The sequence below is a fragment of the Sunxiuqinia indica genome (assembly GCF_009847015.1).
Classification (GTDB): Bacteria; Bacteroidota; Bacteroidia; order Bacteroidales; family Prolixibacteraceae; genus Sunxiuqinia; species Sunxiuqinia indica.
In genome coordinates this window covers 15,974-38,309 of record NZ_WVEM01000021.1, presented here as the reverse complement: position 1 = coordinate 38,309, position 22,336 = coordinate 15,974, and the positions used below count along the sequence as shown (strand labels likewise).

Below are 22,336 nucleotides of genomic sequence, written 5' to 3'. Positions count from 1 at the left end.
GATTATTTCAGTTTTAGGGATATTTTCTTTGCTGAATAGTTGATTGTTTTCGATGGTTTTGCTGTGACACCGAGCCCGGTTCCTTGTTTTTCGCTAACCAATACAATTTGGAACTTTTGTTTTTTTAGCATTCCTGGGAATTCTCCTTTCCGGTCATCAATGGTCAACTTTTTGGCGGCATCATCCCAATGAAAATGGATCGTAGCATAGGCTCCTTTTTCATAATCATAGTTGTCGTGTTCGTCATTGTACAAAGTGAAATCACCATCATTCCCAGGATAAATACGAATCTCGATTGGATCGATTTTTTCATCCGCAAATTGTACCAACGGCCCCATCGGTAAAATTGAGCCAGCTTTTACGTATAGCGGGATGATATCAATTGGCACTTCTTTTTCAACTGTTTGACCTCCTTGAATTTGCTGACCAGTCCAGAAATCAGTCCAGTTGGTTCCTTCAGGGAGATACACTTTTTGCGTTTTTACCGTGCTGAAATCTTCAACCATCGAACTGTCTTTCTTTTGAACATACAATGGATCAGTGACCGGGCAAACCAAAATTGATTTGCCAAACAGGTATTCATTGTTGAGGTTGATGGCTTTTTTATCATTTGGAAAATCCATCATCAAGGCGCGCATCATGCTACCGCTGTTGGCTGTAACATCCCACGAGGTTGAATACGTGTAGGGCAAAAGCCGGTAGCGAAGATTGATGAATTTGTCAATCGCATCATAGGCCCAATCGCCTTTTTGCCCGAACTGATATATTTCACGAGGCGAATCTGTCCCGTGCGAACGCATCATTGGAATAAAGGTTCCAAACTCTAGCCAACGCACGTACAATTCGCGATAGGCTTTATTTTCGATACCACCATGAAAATTCCATAAGAAGAAACCGCCAAGGTCACAGTTCCAGTAAGGAATGCCGCTCAGTGAGAAGTTCAATCCAGCAGGAATCTGGTCTTTCAAGTGCTCCCAGGAAGCCACCACATCGCCCGACCACGAATTGGCTCCATAGCGTTGTTGACCAGCAAAAGCGGAGCGGGTTAAAATGAAAACCCGTTTTGATGAATCGCTTTCCCGTTGATGTGTGTACACGCCACCAACATGTTCCAGCGGGAATGCATTCCGAACTTTTCTGAATGGCCCCAAATAAGTTATGTTGTCAAAATCTTTGTCTTGAATATCCAAATGGTCAGGTTCGGATGAATCCAGCCACCAACCGTCCATTCCCAATGAGAAAATGCCCTGGTTCATGTATTTCCAATATATATCGCGGGCTTCAGGATTGTAGGGATCATATACCTTTACGCCAGAGGGTTTGGCATCTGGTTTTGGAGGCCAGGTATTTTCAGCAAATGGAGGCCATGTTTTGAAATCCATCAACATGCCTTTCTGGTTCAGTATTTCGTATTGTTTTGTTTTGGGTCCGAACGATGCCCAGCATGAGATAATGACGTGTGCATTTAAATTGTGAATGTCATCGATCATCTTCTTTGGATCAGGAAATTCAGGATTTAAAAACTCCATGGCGTTCCAATGGGCGTTGTCGCCCCAATACTGCCAATCCTGAATAATCCCATCCAGCGGGACGCCAATTTCCCTGTATTTTTTGACTACGCCAACCAGTTCGTTCTGGCTTTTATAGCGTTCCTTGCTTTGCCAGTAGCCATACGTCCAGTAAGGGAACATGGGAGCCTGTCCGGTCAAATGGCGCATTTGGGCAATAACGCCATCCGCATTTCCCCCGTACATAAAATAGTAATCGGCACAGTTGCCCACTTCCGATTCAAATGAAGTTTCCTGCGGATTATTGGTAAAGTAGGAAGGGGAATAGTTGTCCCAAAAAACACCGTATCCTTTTATCGATTGAAAGAATGGAATGACTGTTTCCAAATTAGCTTGCCGCAAAAATAATTTTTGGTTGTTCTGCTCCATTTTTCCTTTCTGGAACTGTCCCATACCAAAAATGGGTTCATTTTCACCAAGCCGAAAAGCCTGGCGAACAATGTAGGTTTGTTCGCCCGCGTCGTCTGTAGGTGTAAATTGAACACCGTAATCTTTTTCGTTCAGCAATGGTTTGTTATCCAGCGTATAAAACGCGACTTTCCCGGTTTCATCGTTCAAACTTACTTTTATTTTGCTGGAAGTGATTGAGATTAAATGACCTGAGGACGTGACGTCGAGTTCTGTATTTTCGGGTTTGGCAATAACCGAAAGGCTTTCTTTTTTTAAAGAGACGCCAGTTGGTGTTTTGATTATCCGAATAGTTTGAGGATTGTAAAACTGGATTTCAACATTTACAGAACCAACATTGGCTTTTATTCCTTGAGGTGTTTTTTGAAAATCCTGTGCTTTTGAATTGAGGCCAGTTAAACACAAAAACAAGCTCAGCAAAAGGGTTAGATTTTTAGTCATTGTTAATAGTTATTAGTCGTTGAGTGGCAGCCTTGATTTTCTGTTAAAACCAAAAATTTTGGCTACAATAAAATTAAAGTAAAAAAATACTTTTAAACAAAGATGGCTCTGCGATTAAAATCCATTTTTAAGAAATACAGCAGAGAGTGTAATTTATATGCTCTGTATCGAATTGATAAAAGAATTATTACGTGATTGTTAGTTTTGATGATCATTCATCAAGTTAGTTTGTTCTAAAAAAGATGAAAAGCGAAGTTCGTTTTTAGAAATGAACTTCGCTTTTTTATTGAGTAACTAAATTAGTAGCCTGGGTTTTGTTGCAAATTCGTGTTCTTCATCAATTCAATTGCATAGTGTGACATGATACAAGTTGATTAGTGGTTGAATTTAAATAAACCGCAAGCATGGGCTGGCAACTCCTGTCCAAATGTTTCTTCCACCTGCCCCAAATTTTCACCGGTCCACATGTTACTTACCAAACTGCTTCCTTTCACCCCCAAATCTTCCAAATTTACCGATACCCTAATTGGCGATTCGCTATCGGAAATATTGAAAATAGCAAGGTAAATATCCCCAGTATTGGGGTTCCGTGAAGTAATGGCTAATTTACCATCTTTTTGGAAAAGCTGATGGACGTCCGTTCCTTCACAATGCATTTTTAGTACATCCGCATTTGTAAGCAAAGAAAGCGTAAACTCATCATTACTTGGAAGGTCGCCGCCAAAGAAAAGTGGTGATTTAAAAATTGTAAATAAAGTCATTAGTGTATATTGTTCATCATGCGTCAATCGGGTCATGCGATCTTCACTTCTTTCACCACGAATCGATATGCGTCCCAGCGGTATCATATCACAATCGGGCCAGGTACCAGGAGCAATATATGGATACCATTTCTGACAAACATCCATTAAATGAGTAATATGCGGCCAGGTATCCCAAACATCATCAACCATACGCCACATATTTGCATGATTACGGACATGGTCAGCCTTTTCAACTGGTGTTTCGCCAGGTGAAGTACTTAACACAATGGGCCGACCACATTGATCAATAGCATTACGAATTAATTCGATTTCACCTTGGTGATACGGACGGGAAAGATCATCAACTTTTACAAAATCGACACCCCAATCGGCGTACATATCAAAGATGGAATTATAGTATTCCTGTGCACCAGGTTTATCAGCAACAATGGTATAGTTGTCCTTCAACCACACACATTGCTGTTTAGTTGAATAAATTTGATCGGCCGTAATCCCATCAGTTCCTTTTATTGGCAATCTATTTTCAACCGCCACCCCTGGGATGCCCCGCATGATGTGAATCCCGAATTTCAGGTCTTTACTGTGTATGTATTCGGCCAATTCTTTAAATCCCCTGCCATCTTTGGCAGAAGGAAAACGGTTGATTGCAGGTTGGTAACGGCCGTATTCATCAATCATGTAGTGCGGATCGGTTTGGTTGTAACCGCCGGCTTTATCGTTTTCCACAAACCAGCGAATATCAACTACAATGTATTCCCAACCGTATTCTTTTAGATTTTCAGCCAAATAATCAGCATTGGCTTTTACTTCATGCTCTTCAACTGTTGACCCATAACAGTCCCAACTGTTCCAACCCATTGGAGGTGTTTGTGCCCAGGTTTTAAATTCACCTTCTTTAAATGGTTCTGCTTTTATCTTGTTTTCATTTTTACAAGACATGAAGAAGACCATTAAAAAAAACAATAAAAATTGGCTTGAATATTTCATGTTAATTAATTTGATGTTAAGCTATTTCTTTTATTCAGAAAATAAGTAGTGAGGAACAGTCAAGTTTGTTCCTCACTAAATTCAATAATTATGATTTATTAATAACCCGGGTTTTGTTGCAAATTTGAGTTTTTATTGATTTCAACCTGAGGAATAGGATACAAAGTCCTGTAATCACCTTTAGGTTCGTGAGAGAGCCATGATTTTTTTGTGAATACCCCAAAACGGATTAAATCCTGACGGCGATGTGCTTCTTCGAAAAATTCATATCCCAGTTCATCTAAGAACCTGCCGTATTGTACGTCGGTTCCACCTTCTTCGGTCGTTCCATGAACATCCCTTCTCCCATAGTCATATGAACTGCCTTGCATTAATTCACTACCTGTTACAATTGCTTTCTCAGGACTACTTTTAAAGCTTCTATCCCTTAATTGGGTAACTAGTTGTGCTGCTTCATCCGCTTGTCCCTTTCTTAACAAACATTCTGCTTTCATCATTAAGATATCCGCATAGCGGAAGAATGGAAAGTCATTATTTAGGATTGCAGTAGATCCCATTGCATATTCAAATTTTCCAAGTCGTAACCCATGGCAAGCTTCTGTGGTATCAACAGCAGGAACTTCATTCACAAGATTAAGTACTTGTCCTTTTTGTGCTCCATTTTGGACAATCAGAACTTCACCATTCGAAGAATATTGAACGCCTTTGATCCAGTTTTCTTTATAGCGCGCATCATCTTCTTTGTCAAAGGTATTTATAAATTGAGGGATTGCACAAATACCTCCCCAAGGAGAATTTACTAAATTATATGTTGCTTGCATTTCCTGCGGCAATGTTTGCATATGATGATCAAATGCATTCCAATCATCCCAATATTGAACCAGGTATTTATCGTCATAAACAAAAGCCCAGATAATTTCTTTGGAGTTTTCATTATTCGTAACAAATACATTTTTTTGGTTAGTTTCTAATTGATATTCATCTGAATTTATTACAGCATTGCATTCAGCGATACATTTATCCCACATGGCTTGCCCTGTATACACCTCCGCATTCAAATACAGCTTTGCCAACAAGGCGTGAGCCACCCATTGATTCATCCTACCGTAGGTCGTTTGATCATTTTTATCGCTTAAATCATTTATATTGTCAGTTACCTCTTTGATGATAAAATCAAATACTTCTTTTCTGGTATTTTGTTCTGGCAGGTAATTTGCAGGGACATCAAAAGTGGTAATTATGGGAACATTTCCATACATGTCACACAATACCCAATAGTAGGAGGCCCTGAGTACTTTTAACTCCGCCAAAGCAGATGTTTTGAAATCTCCGATAGGTATCAGGTCATTTTCTATCTGATATATTACCCTATTGGTGGTTGTAATTCCATTAAATGCCCTTTGCCAACATTCGGATATAATGGCATCTTCAGCTGTCCATTGGTGATAATGAAACCTTCTGTAACCACCATCATCAACCCATCCCCATGGACGTTTAGGAATTAACAATTCATCCGTGCAGATTTCCTGTGCCCAGAAATAACTTTGCCATTTATTAAATAAATTTCGCCAGGGTACGTATGCTGATGCAATTAATGACCCAATATCATCTGGCGATGCATTGAATTGCTCTGCTACAATGATATCGTAGCTTTTATCTTCAAGTTCGGTACAGCTAATCACTCCAAGGAATGATAGTATGATTAATAATTTTGTTGCTTTCATAATTGTAGCCAATTTTAGAAGTTTACATTAAGTCCCAAAGTAATGGTACGCGTGGTTGGATATTTATCCCGGTTATCTATGCCAGGATCTAGTCCTGTCCAGTTCACTTCAGGATCAATTCCTTTATAACCTGTAATTGTAAAGGTATTTAGGCTAGATAAATAAACTCTGGCTGAATGAATAAATTTTGAATTAATAGACTTCAAATTATATCCCAAGGTGATATTATCAATCTTCCAGAAATCACCATCCTCTACATAGTAACTGTTAAATTCAAGTGGCATATTTTTGTTTAATACCGCCTTGCCATAAATTTTATTATAAGCAGACTTTAAACGGTTATACCTTTCTTCTCCGGTATTTTCATAATACATTCTTTGAAAATTAATGATTTGAAAGTCAAAGGCTCCTCTCATCGTAATTCCCAAATCAAAATTCTTGTATTTAATAGTGTTATTCAAAGATGCATAGAACTTGGGAATACCATTGCCAATAACCTTTTTATCATCAAAACCTCTGTTAAAATTGTCATAATCAACAATCTCCCCCTCCTTGTTTTCATACATCCATTTCCCATCTTCAGTTATATCGACTACTTTGTATCCATAAAAATTACCGATTTCTTTACCAATTTCTACAATATGGGTAAATGTCTGAATTGGTATATCTGTGCTTCCTGCAGTGAAATAATTAGTATCTAGCTTATATAGGTCATTTGATAGACTAACCAGTTTGTTTGAATTTGTTGAAAATAGTACCTGTACAGTCCAATTTAAATCAGGCTTTTTCACAGGAACATATGACATGTCCAATTCAACTCCTTTATTTTCCATTACACCTACGTTAACCCTGGTAGATGTATAAATGTTTGGAGGACTAGGAACTTGATAATCATATAACAATCCGTCGATTCTTCGATTATATAAATCGATACTTCCATACAATCTATTACCAAAGAATCCATAATCCAAGCCTATATTATACTCCTTTTTTTCTTCCCATCTCAAGTTTGGGTTTGGGTTTTGAGAAGGCACAAGTGAGCGGATCCAATTACCATTAATCAAATAATAATCAGCATAGTTGAGTGTTGCTACTCCCAAAAATGAGTCCATGGGAGGATTACCTGTTACACCATAACCTGCCCTTAATTTAAGAATGTCCATAAATGAAGCACTTTTCATAAAAGATTCTTCGTTGATTCTCCAGCCAATTGAAACAGCAGGAAATGTACCCCAAGGCTTTTTTGTGCCGTAAAGTTGACTTGCCGCTTCGTGCCTAACACTGACCATTAACAAATATTTGTCTTTGTAACTGTAGGTTCCACGACTAAAGAAGCTTATGAGGTTGGTAGTACCTCTGCTACTTGACATTTGTGCCCGACCTTCGGCTAATGCTTTCCCAGCTCCAATATTTGCATATCCAAATACATCAGTTGCAAAGTCATAATTATTCATTGAAGAATTTAACCACTCATTTTCCTGATATCCATAACCTCCTAATATGGAAAAATTATGGTTTTTGATGTTTTTTTTGTATTCTGCGATAAGTTCTAAAAACCGATAGATATTTTCATCATTTCCGATAGATGCATAACCGTTTCTTCCATCCCGAATCGTGGTAATATGTTTTTTCGTCTCGGAATAACCTCTTGATTGATTGTATTTGTCATAGGCAACGTTTGCACTTAAATTCAATCCATTAATTGGGTTATAATTGACTTGTGTCGTATATCTTGTATATTGTGACTTATTCCGTCCATCACTTTCATATAATCGTGCCAATGGATTATCATAGTCAAAAATACCTTCCTGAAACCAGTTTCCATTATCATCTTTAATTGGAGATGTTGGGTTTTGAGTCATCATCTGCCTGTAAATCCATCCATCAAAACTGTACCCATCTCCGGTAGTGGTATAAGTATTTTGTCTTCCAATGATTCCAAAATTTAGCTTAAGTTTGCCATCAAACATGTTATGTACGATATCCACTCTGCCATTAAATAGATCATTGTCTGATTTTTTAATAATCCCGTTGGAAGACTTGTAATTAAAATTAAACAAATAGTTAGTTTTAACATTTCCTCCTTTAAATGTTAAATTATGCACCTGCGAAAATGGTTTTTGTGTCGCTTCTTTAAACCAATCTGTTGAGTAACCATTATCCCACGATGCACCACGGGTACCGTCTGCTATTTGTTGTATGTAATCCTCTGCAGTAAGCATGTCTAATTTTCGAGCAATTCTTTGTGTACTTAACTGAGTACTATATTCTATAGAACTAATTTCTCCGGCCTTGAACCTTTTTGTTTGTATTAGTATGACCCCGTTGTTACCACGCACCCCATAGATTGCTGCTGCGGAACCGTCTTTTAGCACATCGATCGATTCAATGTCTTCGGGTGCTACAGTATTCAAATCACCTGGAATACCATCGATAAGTATTAACGGTGTGGTATTGGCTCCAAGAATTGTCGTATTTCCCCTTAATAATACAGCCACTCCACTTGTTGGATCACCACTAGACGAAGCAATTGTAAGGCCGGCAACTTTACCTTGCAATAACTGTCCGGCATTTTTTACGGTTGCTTTTACAAAATCGTCTTGTTTTACAGATGCTACCGAGCTGGTTACATCCGCTTTTTTCATGGTTCCATAACCAATAGCGACCACTTCATCCAGCCCAATGGTTTCGGCATCCAATTTGACATTTATAACGGAACGGTCTGCCGGGAGTTCAATCGTACGCATTCCTACGAACGAAAATACCAAAATGGCATTTGGAGGAAGATTGTTTAATTGATAATAGCCATCGATATCTGTGATGGTTCCATAGGTTGTTCCTTTCACTACGACGGTCACACCGGGAAGTGGTTCGCTCGAATCGTCGGTTACCCTCCCTTTGACATTGGTCGATCCAGCCTGTGCATTGATTTGGTTGCGGTTCGACAAAATGATCTGTCGGTCTAGAATTTCATATTGTATATCTGTACCTGCAAATAATTGATCCAATACATTATTAATGTTTTGACCTGGTACATCTATGGAAACTTTCTGCTCCACATCGATCAATTTGCTGTTGTAAAGAAAGAAGAAGTCAGTTTGTTCTTCAATTGAGTTTAACACTTGCTTGATGGTTGCATTTTCCATTTTGAGTGTCAATCTGGTGTTTTGTGAATAGGAGTTTAGCGCAAATCCCTGAAACACCGATAAGAGAATAGCTAGTAATGTTAGTCTCATAGTTAAAAATAACTTTGATTTCCTGGTTATAGTGAACCCGGAAACAATTAAAAATTGTTTTTTTTTCATAAGTTTGTCATGTTTTATATTAACAAATCAGTTCATTAGGCCATAATGGCCAGAATTGTAAGAGGGGAGATGGGGAAACATTTCTCCTCTTTGTTTTAGGCTTGAATTACTTCATCGTTTATTTTTTAGTTAATATTATTCGTTGTCTTTCGTAACTGCCATCATCCAGTTTTTCACTTGGAATCATTGTATATTCTATTGGCGAAGTCTTTTTAAGTAAATTCAGAATCTGGGTGATTGTTTCATGCCTAAATGTTCCGGTGTACACATAGGTTTTGATTTCCGGGGTGGCAATCTTGATTTTCACGTTAAACCAACGATCCAGTTTGCGAACGACCTCATCCATGGTATCGTCCCTGAAGACTATACGTCCTTCAATCCAGGAAGTGTACTTGTCCGTATCTACTGGGTGTAATGAAAGTTTGTTATTTGGCTTTTCGTAAATGGCTCGTTGCCCGGGTTTCATTTCCGTAATGACCGGATTTTTATCGATATCATTTTTATACAATTTCACTTTTCCCTCGGTCAGGACAACCTCAGTCCGGTTTTCTTCCTGATAGTTAGCGATATTGAATTTCGTTCCCACTACCTCAACTCCGATCTTACCCAGGTTCACTTTAAAAGGATGCTTTTTATCTTTGGCAACCTCGAAAAAGGCTTCTCCTAAAAGCTTAACGTGTCGCTCTCCTTCAATGAAAGCAGAGGGGTATGTCAATTTGGCCCCGGAATTTAGCCAGACTCCGGTTCCATCCGGAAGCTGTATTTGTGACTTGACACCTGGTGGAGTGCTAAACGTTTGCCAGACGATGGTATTTTTTTCTGGAACGTTCTTTTGGTAGAAGTAAATGCCTCCAAATATCAGGATTGGAAGCAATAAAATTGCTGCAACACGTTGCCAATAATAAATGAAGTTTTTATTTGGTTTTTCCAGTTTGATTCTTGTATTGACTTTTTGCATGGCCGCGGAAGGATCATATTGCCTCATTTCCTTCAAAAGGTTTATGGACCGATAAACCTTTTCTGTTTCTTTAAAGATTGCCCGGTTTTCTTCTGAGGCGTTTCCCCATTCTTCTACTGCTGATCGCTCTTCTTGAGAAAGTAAACCAGAAAAATAGCCAGACAGTAATCCGATATCGTATTCTTTGTTTGTCATTATTGATCTTCCAAGGATTTTAAAGGGTATTTCCCGGCCTTTCATTAATAGGACAACTCAGATCGTACAAACACATAGATGAAGATGAAAAAAATAAAAATGCAAAAAGCAATCTGGCAGGTAGAGGAATAGATATATTTTTTCATTGTTGTCCGGTAAACCGGGATATTAATAATTTTTCTTTTTCAATTCTCTGATACACAGCATCACTATATTTCATTTTCAAAAGTAAGCCCCCCATTTCGGGGAATAGCGAATTTCGATATTTGTGCCTATCGTTTTTGATTAGCTTGAGCCAGCTTTTTTCCGGGGCTTCCAGAAAGGCGTACATATTAATGTAATTCATCAATTGTTGCCTGATAACAGAAACCATATTCGAGAATGCCCATCTTCTTTTGAGTTTGCTTTTTACTAAGGTGATCAGCAAATTGGCAAGCATGGCTGCCCATATTTGTATTTCAATGGCGTTCTCATTGTCTCCCAGAAAATATTTTAATGGGAAGTTCTGTTTCAATTGCTTGAAAAGCATCTCGATTTGCCAGCGTTTCTTATAAATGAGCGCAATTGTCTCTGCCGCTAGTTCAAAGTTATTGGTTATGAACTCAAATAACCGTTCGTTTTCGTTGTCCCAATAAACGATCCTACGTGCCCGGTGTTCTTGTTTCTTATTTTCTCCATAATAAAGTATTACTTCTTCGTCTTTCAGGACACCTGAATCAGCTTGGTCTGGGATATCAAATTCTTCACCCGCTGAATATAGGGCATTGTCTTTTAGCCGGGTTACATACCAAATTGCTTTTTTTGAAAATGCTTCATACTGCTGATAATCCACATACCCTTTATCAAAGGTAATGATTGAACCAGAAGGCAGGGCTTCAACCTCTTGTAAAAACATGTGGTCGTGCCTTGCTGCTTCGCTGTACCTGACCAAGCAGGGAACATTTTCACTGGCTTTGATGATCGTATGGGCTTTAATCCCGCCTTTCTTCTTGCCATTTTTAGGATTACGGCCAACTCCTTTTAGAATGTCCTTAAACAAGGATATGGTAGATGAATCCATGATATAAAGCCGCTTCAGGTCTTTATCCCTTAACCGGCTGTCCGCTAAAAAACGTGAATGCTTTCGGTAAACCGACATATAAATATCCTCGAATACCTTGCTGTCCCTGCGCTTGTTCGCTTCAGCGAAAGTGCTGCGCCTCACCAAATAACTCAATCCTAAATGCGACAGTTTATGTGCATTGGCCAGTAACCCCAGGATTACTTCCCTAATGGAATGATACCCCTCGAAAACCACGAAAAGAATAACAACCAGATGGTTGTAGGTGGTAAACTTCTTTACATATCGTTCACTTCCGTGCTGTTTCGCTATTTTTCTTATCTCACTTTTGTCAATGAACGTTAACAGCTGATTAAATATAGGCTGTCCGCTAAAAATTGTATTTTTACCCATGTCTATCTTTTTGTGTCGTAACTTAAAAATAGACATACCGGGTAGCTCATCAAAATGTACTGCCCGGTAATTTTTTACCGGACACTATTGATATTTTTTATTTGAAAAGATAGAGGAGTAATGCAATTGGAAGATAATCCTTCAGTTCCATTCGTAATATTTTTAATGCGTTGCTGATTTGGACTTCCACTGTTCTTTTTGAGATGCCCAAAGACTGCGCTATGCTGTCATTATTTTTACCTTCGAGCCGGCTTAAAATGAAAATCTCCCGACAACGGGGTGGTAATTTTTGTACGCCGCGATCAATTAATTCGGCCAATTCTGGTTCTGTAAATTCCCAGTTGGCAGACTCTTCTTGTCTGTTTACTTCATCCTGAACATATTTGCCATATTCTTCTTTAACTTTTACATGCTTGAGATGATTGATGGCTTTATTTTTTACAGAAACAAAAAAATAGGATTTTAGGGACGATGAAATTTTCAGGTCGGAACTGTGGACCCACAGATTGAAAAAGAAATCCTGAACAAGGTCTTCAGCCGTGTCCCCGTTATCCACCCACCTCCGGGCATAAGCACAAAGTCCTGAATAATAGAAGTTGAAAACAAAATCAAATACGATTTTATTTTTGCGCTTTAGTTCTGCTATGAGGTATTTTTCATCCAATCTGCTAAACCGTTTATGGTTTGCCAAAGATATAAACATTGTTTTGAACTGGACAAATATTAATAAAAGGCTGGCACTTATTGAAAGTTAAATGTAAAAAGAGAACGATCACATATTAATAACTTAGGGTGGATCAAATATTTGTTTTGTAACCACAACCAGCTAATAAATCCAGGTTGAGTCAATTGAAAGATTCAATATTTTGAGCTTATTAAACTGCTTTAGCTTATCGCCCATTTTTCTGTCAGAATTCGACAAGATTTTTTTAGCTTATTAATTCAATTATCCATTTAGTTAATAAGGGTTAGTTGAAAGATACCGGCTTAATTCCTTCAAGGGTGGGTTTGACTTCAATGATGTTTCCATCTGCATCAAAATTCAACTTATCAATACACACCTCCCGATGGAAGCCACCTGAACGTCCCATTTCAACTCCCTTAGGATAGGTGAACCGATGGTAAACCAAATACCAAATGTCAGTACCGGGAACTTGAATCGCGGAATTGTGGCCGGTTGCAAAAATATTGGTCACCGAATCACGCTGAATAACAATGTTATTTTTTGGTATTGACAGTTTTCCTAACGGCGAATCTGAAGTCGCATAACGCACTTTGTAGTTCGGGCTGCGGGTATCGTCTTCCGACCACATAAAATAATAAATGTCGTTTCTGAATATCACATAGCTTCCCTCACGGAATGTTTGGTCCACATTCATCAACTTCAACGTTTTCATGTTGATTGAAATCATATCGTTATTTAGCTCGGCAGCTGCCATGTAACCGTTACCCCAATACAGGTAGCTTTTGCCGGTTTTTGGATCGGTAAAAACATCGGGATCGATTTCCTGGCCGCGTATCACACCCAAGGCTTTAAAATCAATCAAAGGCTTTCCGCTATCGGTGAATGGCCCGGTTGGGTTGTCTGCCACTGCAATACCAATTTTCTGTGCTGCAGTGAAATAGTAGAAATATTTATATTCGCCATTGATTTTTTTTTCCACAATGCAAGGAGCCCATGCATTGCGGTCGGTCCATATCACATCTTTGTGCAAATCGAGAATGGTACCTTCATCAGTCCAGTCAACTAAATTATCCGAAGAGAACACTTTGAAGTAATAACCCGACCAGCTGTCAAATCCATCAGTAGTTGGATAGATATAGTATTTCCCGGTTTTCTCAGCATACAGAATTTCAGGGTCGGCATAATAGCCTTCCAAAACCGGGTTGTGATCTTCCGATGCACTCACCTCATAAACCACAGCGCCCTGTCCTTCAATGGTGAAGGTATAAGCAAGCGATCCGTTTGAAAAGTTTTGCGGACCTTCCGGCTTCACTGAAATCCCAGGATAGCAGGTAAAATGAGGATCAAGGTTCGTCAAATCAACACCACGTTTTATCGGCAAATGAATGGTCATGGCTTTTTCGTTAATCACCACATTCAGTTTTTTCAGATCGGGAGAAGTGGCATCAATCAGCAAATCATCAAAACGTCCGAATTGTCCGATCAGTCGCTTCAATTCCTTCCGGGTTATCGGCAAAACTGTTCCATGGCGCGGATGAAAATTCATGGATATTTGTTGGTCGATTACTTTGAAGTGCCTCAGGTCCGAACTTTTCGTAAACTGGTAGCCCCCTTTGGTGTACAGGTCGTACATCAGTATCCACTCGTTGGAATTGTTCAGCTTGAAAATACCAGAACCTTCCACCGGGTCTTTCGATTGATCAATGCGTTCCTGCCCCACCATTTTATAACCTTCGGTCAGCTGGTCGGAAAGGGCCAGTTTAATGCCGGGGTCACCACTTTCCGATTTGAAAAACAAATGGTATTTTCCATCATTATAAATGATGTCGCCATCGATGCAGGCATGATTTGTGGGGCTGAAAAACAGTTGTCTTGGGGCTAACTCCAGCGCCGTAAAATCGGGGTTGGCATAAGCGTAGTATATTTTATCCACCTCTTCGCCCTGCTTCATCGAAAAATAGACCATGTATTTTCCGGTCGTTTTATCATAAATGGTTTGTGGCGCCCACACCCGGTTAACGTCGCCAAACTGTTCAGGATACAATTCAGAGATATTGACAATGCTGGTCTGCCAATGGATCAAATCGGTCGACTTCATCAGTACCATGGCGTAATTGTGCCAGCCCTGTTCGGGCACGTACAAATCGGTCGCCACCATGAAAAAGGTTTTCCCGTCTGCACCCCTGAGCAAATGCGGATCCCGGACACCACCGGACGAACTGATTTTTTTTGAATCGAGAATTGGCTGGTTATTATTGAGTGCCCGGAAATGATAACCGTCCTTACTGACCGCGAAACGGATGGCTTCCTGGCCTGGCCCGTTGCCGGTGAAGTAGGTAAATACATAGCCAGCAGATTCATTGTCGGCTGATTTGTTTGTTGTGCATCCCGGGATTAAAATAATTCCCGGCATAAATACAATTAGTAAAAGGATGGTTTGTATGATGGATTTCGGTTTCATTTTAGCAATCGTTCTATTTTGAAGGTTCATATTAGTTGGATTTGATCCGGATGATTGTTAATGAATGACGGGGGACTTCGTACGTAAATTTTTTAGTTGTTTTCAATGTCGATTTGACAGGAACAACCTGTTTCGGGTCACCAAAGGTATTTTCGGCCAGCGGTTTGCCTTTCAAAACGGTACACTCTGCTTCGCTTGAAACTTTGCCAAAAACAGAAAGGTCAATGTCGGCATTTCGTGGCGTGTCTGCACGGCTGACCAACTTCAGGATGATGTCGCCGGTTTTTCCATCTTTCACACAAGAGGATGCAAACGTGACTTGTCCTTCGTTATTTCCCAAAACAGAGATGATATTCGAATAATATTCGCTGCCCTCGTTGTTCGAAAACATCTTTTGTACGTAATAGTTGGCGGTCAGCAAAATATCGGTATTGGTAAAATAGATGAGATCGGGATTCCACGAAATATGGTTTTTATTGGCCAGCATGGGAGCGTACGATGCCATTGTCACAATATCGCCATTGCGCTCCAATGAGGTCATAAAAGCGGCTTCGGCCAGTGCTGACCTCAATGTGTTTTTTCGTTGCACATCGTGGGCGGCAAACTCGCCAACATACACTTTTGACGAATCACGGTTGTAGCTGTCATAGCGATTCAGGTTTCCCCAAAACCAGTCGGGCGACCGGTACATGTGTTCGTCAACTATCGGAATTTGCAATTGATCGGCAAATGCCCACCCCAGGCGGTAATCTTCATCGGCCGGATTTGGCCCAACCGTTCCGACCACCGTGATTTCGGGGTGTTTTGCTTTAATAGCATCGTAGATCATCTGGAAGCGCTTGCGAAACACATCGGTTTGCTTGTCTTCATTCCCCACACCAACATATTCCAGCTTGAACGGTTGAGGGTGTCCGGCAGCGGCACGTTTGGCTCCCCAGGTGGAAGTAACCGGCCCATTGGCATACTCAATTAAATCGAGTACTTCCTGAATGTATTCATCCATTTCATTGAGTGGAATACCTTGCTGTCCCGTACTCCCGATACGCCAGGTACCACCGGAATTCTGACAGCTTACGGCTGCCGCTACCACTGGCAGCGGTTTGGCCCCCATATCTTCACAAAACTGGAAATACTCAAAATAGCCCAGCCCCATCGTCTGATGATAGTTCCAGATGTTGCGCTGCGACAATCGCTGCTCAACCGGACCAATGGTGTTTTCCCAACGGTACATATTTCCAAGCCCATCGCCGTGAACCAGGCATCCACCGGGAAATCGCATAAATTTGGGCTTCAAATCGGCAATGACCTGGGCCAGGTCGGCGCGCAACCCGTTTTCCCGGTTCTTAAACGTGTTTTCAGGGAATAGCGAAACCATGTCAATGGCCAGCTTCCCCTTTTCCTTTGCCAGTAAAGCAAGATTACAACTATCGACGTTGGCATTGGCTGCAAGGGTCAGCTCATATTTCTTCCAGTCGTTTGCATCAGCCGTAAATTCAGCTTGAGCAAAGATTTTATCGTTTTTGTCTTTCAGGGAAACCCGCATTGGAATAGCTTTACCAGATAGATTTTTGATAAAAACAGAAAAAATATAGTTTTCCCCTTTCTTAATTGTAATACCATCAAAACCCGAATTGATCAGCCCTACGCCTTCCTGCCCCGCATTTTCGACATCAATAACCATATAATGAGGGTTCTTCTTGTTGATGGGGGTTGCAGATTCAACCGAGATAGTACCATAACCATAGCCTTTCGTAGAAAACTGCCAGGCAGTGAAAGGGGTCCACCGACTCTTATCTTTCCAATGATCAATGTCGCTGGGACTGTATTCAAATGAGCGGTTCTGGATCAGTTCCGCGTATAACCCGCCATCGGCAGCATAACTGATGTCTTCAAAAAAAATCCCGAAAAGGTGCGGACTAATTTTTTTGCCATCATTTGCAGGTTGGTTGATTCTGGAAGTTTCCTCCGCCGAATTGGCAATATTCTTAGAAAGTCCTGAAGGGATTGTTTTTGCTAGTAAGCTTTCACCTGAAAAAAATAACAATAGGGCGACAGCTAATGTAAAGAATAGTTTTTTATTCATTTTTCTATAGATAATAATTGAGTAGTTCTACAAAAATATTGATTTTTCACTTGGGCTAGCCCAAAATTTTATAGTTTTATAATCTGTTTGTTCCATTTGAGCCGGGAGTTCTTCCAATTGGCCTGACAAAGCTCACCAAGTATCCGAAACAGCAGTATGATGAGATTCGTTTTAAATTATTGAAACCGAAAAATTATATTTCTTTAATTTTCTTTTGAAATAAAATATGAAAAAGTGAAGTTCATCTTTTCGCCTTGAACTTCACTTTTTACAGGGGCATTAAAACATTAATAACCTGGGTTTTGTGTCAGGTTTTCATTGTTTTGCCTGTCCCCTTGTGGGATTGGCCATAACCAACCCTTTTGAGCATTGAATGTTCTGGTTGAAGCTTTCACCTGCTCAAACACCCACGTAGATGGATTTGATGGGTCTGATAACTTTGAGCGATTATATCCATAAACATCATGAATAAGGGATTCATCCTTCCACCTGTACATATCAGCATATCTCAATCCCTCTATTGGGAATTCCACTCTACGCTCATGCCGGATAATTTCACGTAGTTGACTTTGGCTAAGGCCAGTCCCTTCCACTTCTTCAACAGAAGGCATATTTGCTCTGGCACGAACCATATCAATCAAATCGTAAACTTCCTGGGTGATTTTATTGGCTTCCACAAGAGCCTCAGCCCGCATTAGTAATATGTCTGCATAACGCATTAATATTGTATTAATAGCACAGTTGTTTCTGTCTGTGTTATTCAGATCAGCATATTTGCGAGGTCTGGCTCCAGTCAGAACATCATCGTTTGCCGGAATGAAAGTCCTGGCTCCCATTTGAGATCCTGGCAAGATGATAGATGCAGCCATGCGCGGATCCCGGTTCGTAAACGGATTTTGATCATTATATCCCGAATTTGAGTCGTCAATTGGCAAGCCATTTGTCATGTAATAAGAATTAATCAAACTGGAAGTTACACTCGGAGTAGGCCACTCAGCAAAAGATAGGGCAGAGCTTGGCCACGGTTGAGCACTGAGGTCTTTCATATATTGAATATCGAAAATAACCTCACTGTTATTCTCATTATCTTCCAGAAAGATACCTTCATAATTATTAAATAACTGATAAACACTCAAATCCATTACTGATTTGGCAGCGGCTGCTGCTTCCGTCCATTTCTCGTTATATAAATAAACCCTGGCTTTGTAAGCTAACGCAGCTCCTTTAGTGGCACGACCGATATCACTGCCAGAATATTCTGCAGGAAGATTTTGCGCGGCAAAATCTAAATCCTCCAGGATAGCATTAAGCACGTCACTTTTCAGGGTTCTGGATACTTTAGCCTCATCAAGTGTTTGCACCGACAAAATGAGTGGAACATCACCATAAAAATGTGCTAAATCAGCATACATAAATGCCCTAAGGAAACGAGCTTCAGCCTTCATTTGTGTTTTTACGTTATCGTTAACAGGAGCGGCCTCCAGGTTTTCAATAAATCGATTTGCACGAACTATTGTACTGTATGCTCTTGCCCATTTTTCCATGGCTGTCGAACTGCTTGAGTTTTGGTTCCAAGCTCCAAATTCAAGCGATCCTTGCCAAGAATGTTCACAAAATGCGTCATCTGACATAAAATCGAATTGATACCAGTGGATTTGGGTGGAGTTTTCACTTAAGCCGTTATAAACTCCCATCAATCCCATCTTGAGTTCACCTTCATTTTGATAAAATGTATCAGGAGATAATCTGTCCAAAGGGGATTTATCAAGAATATCCTTTGTACACCCACTTATAAATCCTAATAACATTAGTAGCGTGATTGTTTTATATATGTTTTTCATCTTTTTCAGAATTTAGAAATTAACGTTTAATCCTAAAGTAAATATTCTTGTTTGTGGGTATGCTTCGGTACCCGATTCATTCATAACGCGTTCAGGGTCAAGGCCTTTGAATTTTGTCAGAGTAAGTGCATTTTGAATATTTCCATATAATCTAAGCGAGTTAATTCCGATAAATGAGCAGGTTCTTTTATTAAATGAATAACCTAATTCTATGTTCTTCAACCTCAAATAAGAGGCATTATCCATGTAAAATTCAGAATAAATTCCTGTTCGTGTACCATCTAATGTAATTTTGGGCATTTCGACTGAGGGATTTTCAGGAGTCCAGCGATCCAACCACCAATCACCCACATTGGTCGCGGTTGCAATATTCCAGTTTAAATAACTTTCAATGCCAGATACTCCCTGCCAATACATCCCAAAATCAAATTGTTTCCAGTCCAGATTAACCTGCAACGAATAAGCAATGTCTGGAAATTGTTTTCCAATTACGCCACGGTCCTTATCCATTGTCACGACACCATCACCACTAATATCGCGGTATTTAATATCTCCTGGCGTTGCGGTAAAATTGGCTACTGACACTACTCCATCTTTTAATACATAATTTCTATTGGCATGAGCAATTGATGGATCACTATTATTTTGCCAGGTAAAATCATCAATCTGATAAATACCATCTACTTGATATCCGTAATAAGAATTAATGGCATAACCCTCTACCAAAGCAGTAGGCCCGTTAATAATTGGACTCCTTCCATGAAGGTCAAGAACCTCATTTTTGATGTGGGAGAGATTAAATGTAGTTCTCATTTTCAAGCCATTGGAGAATTGTTTGCGGTAGGTTCCTGAAAGTTCAACCCCTGTATTTTTAACCTCGCCAACGTTTTGAAATGGAGAAGTCAAATTACCCATCGTAATCGGTATTGGTATTTGAACCAGGATATCACTGGTTTTTTTCGTGAAATAATCAACTGTGATATCAAAATTGCGATTAAAAGTAAAATCAAGACCAATATTTGTTTGCTCAGTTGTTTCCCAGGTTGTTTCTTTATTGGCAAGGCTATTTGATGCAACACCAGAAAAAAGACTACCTCCCAAGGTATAATTCATTCCTGTCTCCAAAATATCACTTGAAGCATAGTAGGTATCAATGTTCTGGTTACCCAACTGTCCCCATGATCCTCTAATCTTGAGGAAATCCATCCACTCAATACTCTTTAGGAAATCTTCGTCAGAGAGGATCCACCCTGCTGAGAACGATGGAAATGTCCCCCATTTATAACCTTCGCCAAAACGGGATGAGCCATCTTGCCTTATATTCGCTTCAAACAGGTATTTATTGGCAAAAATATAGTTGAGCCTGCCAAAAAATGACTGTAATCCAAGATCATATGCTCCAGAATTATTTTGTTGTGTGGAAGCATCTCCCAAATTAAGATAGCGCTGGTTGTTATTAACATAGCGGGAACGGGAACCACTATTCCATTTCCAGTTGAATTCTTCTTCGGAATAACCAGCAAGCAATTTAAAATCGTGCTTGTTAATTGTTTTCTCATACTTTAATAAAGAAGTCAACATCGTTTGTGTATTCAGATCATTTCTCTCTGTAAGATCTGAAGCCAGATATCTTGTACTCCCATCCAAATTTGCTAACAGGACATTCGCATGAAATGAATTTGTATTGGCAGTTACAACGTTGAACCCATAAGTTATTTGCGCACTTAAATCATCAATGATTTTATATTCGGCTTCGAGCTGGCTATTGAAATTATATCTCAATGCTTTACTGACACTTCCTTCTTTTAGTTCTCCGTAATAATTATGTTCTCCAATAACAGCTACCCATTGATCTTCAGAATTCTTTAATGGCCAGATCGGGGCAATCGTCCCAAATCTTTTAGTATAAAATTCATCAGTCGGCTCATTTCTTTCTCCTTTGTTTCCGGACAATCTAGCTGACAAGCGCAGTTTATCTTTGTCTAAAAAGAAAGCATCAAAATTTGACCTAAAATCAAATTTCTTATAATCAGTTCCAATCAGGATTCCATCTTGATCTAAATAACCAACCATGAAAGCATAATGCAAGTTTTCAGAGCCTCCGGTCATACTTATCCGATGACTTTGAATGGTCGCTTTGTCATAATAGGCATCAAAATAATCCACATTTGGAAACATTGGATCTTTACCTGAAGCATACTTCTGGATTTCTTCGTCAGTATATTTTGCAATAGTTCCAGAATTTACTGAAGCCTCATTATATAAGCGGGTCCATTGTTCCGATGTAAGCATGTTTGGTAACTCAGTGGCTTGTTGAACCCCAAAATATCCGTTGTATGTAACCTTTACCTTTCCGGAACTACCTCTTTTAGTGGTAATTAAAATAACACCGTTAGCAGCCCGGTTGCCATAAATTGCAGCCGATGAAGCATCCTTCAAAACAGAAATTGACTTGATATCATTTGCACTCACATCGTTCATATCGCCAGGGAATCCATCAATTAAAACCAATGGAGCACTATTATTTAAGGTTCCGATTCCCCTAATGTTGATTACAGCATCATCTGCACCTGGTTTACCTGATTTTTGCAAAGCATATACGCCGGCAATTTTACCTTGCAAAGCTGAGCTGGAATTTGTTAATGGCCGATTTTCTAAATCATCCATTTGAACATTACCAACTGCACCGGTTAAATTAACCTTTTTCTGAGTTCCATAACCAACAGCTACAACTTCATCTATTCCAATAGCTTCTTCTGCTAAAGTAATGTTGATCACACTTTGGTTACCTACCTCAATCTCTTGAGTTCTCATTCCAACAAAAGAGAATACCAATGTAGCATTTGCAGGAACTTTATCTATTGTATAATTCCCATCAAAATCTGTAATGGTTCCTGTGGTTGTCCCTTTCACTACTACCGTGACTCCCGGAAGGGGCTTCCCAGAGTCGTCGGTCACATTTCCGCTTACTGATTTTGGTTGCTGGCTGGTAAAGTTTATTTTATTGGTAGTAATTGCTATTTGCCGGTTATTGATCTTGTATATGACATCAGAACCAGCAAAAATTTTATCCAGTATTTCAGGGATCGATTTATTCTCAGACTCAATGCTGATTTTTTTTTCAACATCAACAACTGTTGCATCATAGATAAAATAATAATCAGACTGATCTTCAATCTGTTTCAGCACACTTTTTATAGATACATTTTCAAGGTTTAGGCTCATTCGTGTACTTTGCGAGTACGTATTTACAGCAAACACTTGTACAATACTAAATACCGTCATAAACAAAGTTGCTCTCATGGTTCGAAATAGTTTCGTCTTCCACAATGGTTTAATCATGGAAATCAATGAATAACATTTTTTTTTCATAAGTTTGTTACGATTTGAGTTGAACAATTCAAATTACTTTGTGCCAGAGTTTTGGAAGACAGATGGCACATTGAAAGTTTTAGAAGGAGGT

11 protein-coding genes are annotated in these 22,336 nt (G+C 39.5%); all 11 read right to left on the bottom strand.

All coding sequences use genetic code 11. The annotated features are described in order from the left end of the window. Positions 1-2 precede the first annotated feature (2 nt). Positions 3-2,417, bottom strand: coding sequence for a glycoside hydrolase family 31 protein (locus tag GR929_RS20855; protein WP_159523603.1), 2,415 nt, complete (start codon positions 2,415-2,417; stop codon positions 3-5). Between the two features lie 374 nt (positions 2,418-2,791). Beyond that, positions 2,792-4,120 (bottom strand): glycoside hydrolase family 27 protein, encoded by a 1,329-nt coding sequence (locus GR929_RS20850; RefSeq protein ID WP_201301082.1) that lies wholly within the window; start codon positions 4,118-4,120, stop codon positions 2,792-2,794. Positions 4,121-4,266: 146 nt separating this feature from the next. Next, positions 4,267-5,892: a RagB/SusD family nutrient uptake outer membrane protein gene (locus GR929_RS20845; protein WP_159523601.1), complete on the bottom strand. Its 1,626-nt coding sequence runs from the start codon at positions 5,890-5,892 to the stop codon at positions 4,267-4,269. Between the two features lie 14 nt (positions 5,893-5,906). After that, the gene (locus GR929_RS20840; protein ID WP_159523599.1) at positions 5,907-9,128 is read right to left on the bottom strand and encodes a SusC/RagA family TonB-linked outer membrane protein; all 3,222 of its coding nucleotides are present in this window, start codon (positions 9,126-9,128) and stop codon (positions 5,907-5,909) included. A 187-nt stretch (positions 9,129-9,315) separates the two neighbouring features. Next, complete coding sequence (locus GR929_RS20835) at positions 9,316-10,350, bottom strand: FecR domain-containing protein (protein ID WP_159523597.1); 1,035 nt, start codon at positions 10,348-10,350, stop codon at positions 9,316-9,318. Positions 10,351-10,492: 142 nt separating this feature from the next. Next, complete coding sequence (locus tag GR929_RS20830) at positions 10,493-11,803, bottom strand: IS4 family transposase (RefSeq protein WP_235934540.1); 1,311 nt, start codon at positions 11,801-11,803, stop codon at positions 10,493-10,495. 97 nt (positions 11,804-11,900) lie between these two features. Further along, on the bottom strand, positions 11,901-12,506 hold the full coding sequence (locus GR929_RS20825; protein ID WP_159523595.1) for an RNA polymerase sigma-70 factor: 606 nt from the start codon (positions 12,504-12,506) through the stop codon (positions 11,901-11,903). A gap of 265 nt (positions 12,507-12,771) precedes the next feature. Continuing rightward, positions 12,772-14,949, bottom strand: a complete 2,178-nt coding sequence (locus tag GR929_RS20820) for a family 43 glycosylhydrolase (protein WP_235934538.1) — start codon at positions 14,947-14,949, stop codon at positions 12,772-12,774. Positions 14,950-14,980: 31 nt separating this feature from the next. Beyond that, entirely contained in the window at positions 14,981-17,032 is a 2,052-nt protein-coding gene (locus GR929_RS20815; protein WP_159523593.1) for an alpha-L-arabinofuranosidase C-terminal domain-containing protein, read from the bottom strand. A gap of 287 nt (positions 17,033-17,319) precedes the next feature. Continuing rightward, complete coding sequence (locus GR929_RS20810; RefSeq protein ID WP_159523591.1) at positions 17,320-18,873, bottom strand: RagB/SusD family nutrient uptake outer membrane protein; 1,554 nt, start codon at positions 18,871-18,873, stop codon at positions 17,320-17,322. 12 nt (positions 18,874-18,885) lie between these two features. Beyond that, positions 18,886-22,245 (bottom strand): TonB-dependent receptor, encoded by a 3,360-nt coding sequence (locus GR929_RS20805; RefSeq protein ID WP_159523589.1) that lies wholly within the window; start codon positions 22,243-22,245, stop codon positions 18,886-18,888. Between the last annotated feature and the right edge of the window lie 91 nt (positions 22,246-22,336).

Excerpts from the sequence above, each read along its gene's own strand:
- GR929_RS20805 (WP_159523589.1), bottom strand. The coding sequence starts at position 22,245 with ATGAAAAAAAAATGTTATTCATTGATTTCCATGATTAAACCATTGTGG.
- GR929_RS20850 (WP_201301082.1), bottom strand. The coding sequence starts at position 4,120 with ATGTCTTGTAAAAATGAAAACAAGATAAAAGCAGAACCATTTAAAGAA.
- GR929_RS20820 (WP_235934538.1), bottom strand. The coding sequence starts at position 14,949 with ATGAAACCGAAATCCATCATACAAACCATCCTTTTACTAATTGTATTT.
- GR929_RS20835 (WP_159523597.1), bottom strand. The coding sequence starts at position 10,350 with ATGACAAACAAAGAATACGATATCGGATTACTGTCTGGCTATTTTTCT.
- GR929_RS20825 (WP_159523595.1), bottom strand. The coding sequence starts at position 12,506 with ATGTTTATATCTTTGGCAAACCATAAACGGTTTAGCAGATTGGATGAA.
- GR929_RS20840 (WP_159523599.1), bottom strand. The coding sequence starts at position 9,128 with ATGAGACTAACATTACTAGCTATTCTCTTATCGGTGTTTCAGGGATTT.
- GR929_RS20810 (WP_159523591.1), bottom strand. The coding sequence starts at position 18,873 with ATGAAAAACATATATAAAACAATCACGCTACTAATGTTATTAGGATTT.
- GR929_RS20815 (WP_159523593.1), bottom strand. The coding sequence starts at position 17,032 with ATGAATAAAAAACTATTCTTTACATTAGCTGTCGCCCTATTGTTATTT.
- GR929_RS20855 (WP_159523603.1), bottom strand. The coding sequence starts at position 2,417 with ATGACTAAAAATCTAACCCTTTTGCTGAGCTTGTTTTTGTGTTTAACT.
- GR929_RS20830 (WP_235934540.1), bottom strand. The coding sequence starts at position 11,803 with ATGGGTAAAAATACAATTTTTAGCGGACAGCCTATATTTAATCAGCTG.
- GR929_RS20845 (WP_159523601.1), bottom strand. The coding sequence starts at position 5,892 with ATGAAAGCAACAAAATTATTAATCATACTATCATTCCTTGGAGTGATT.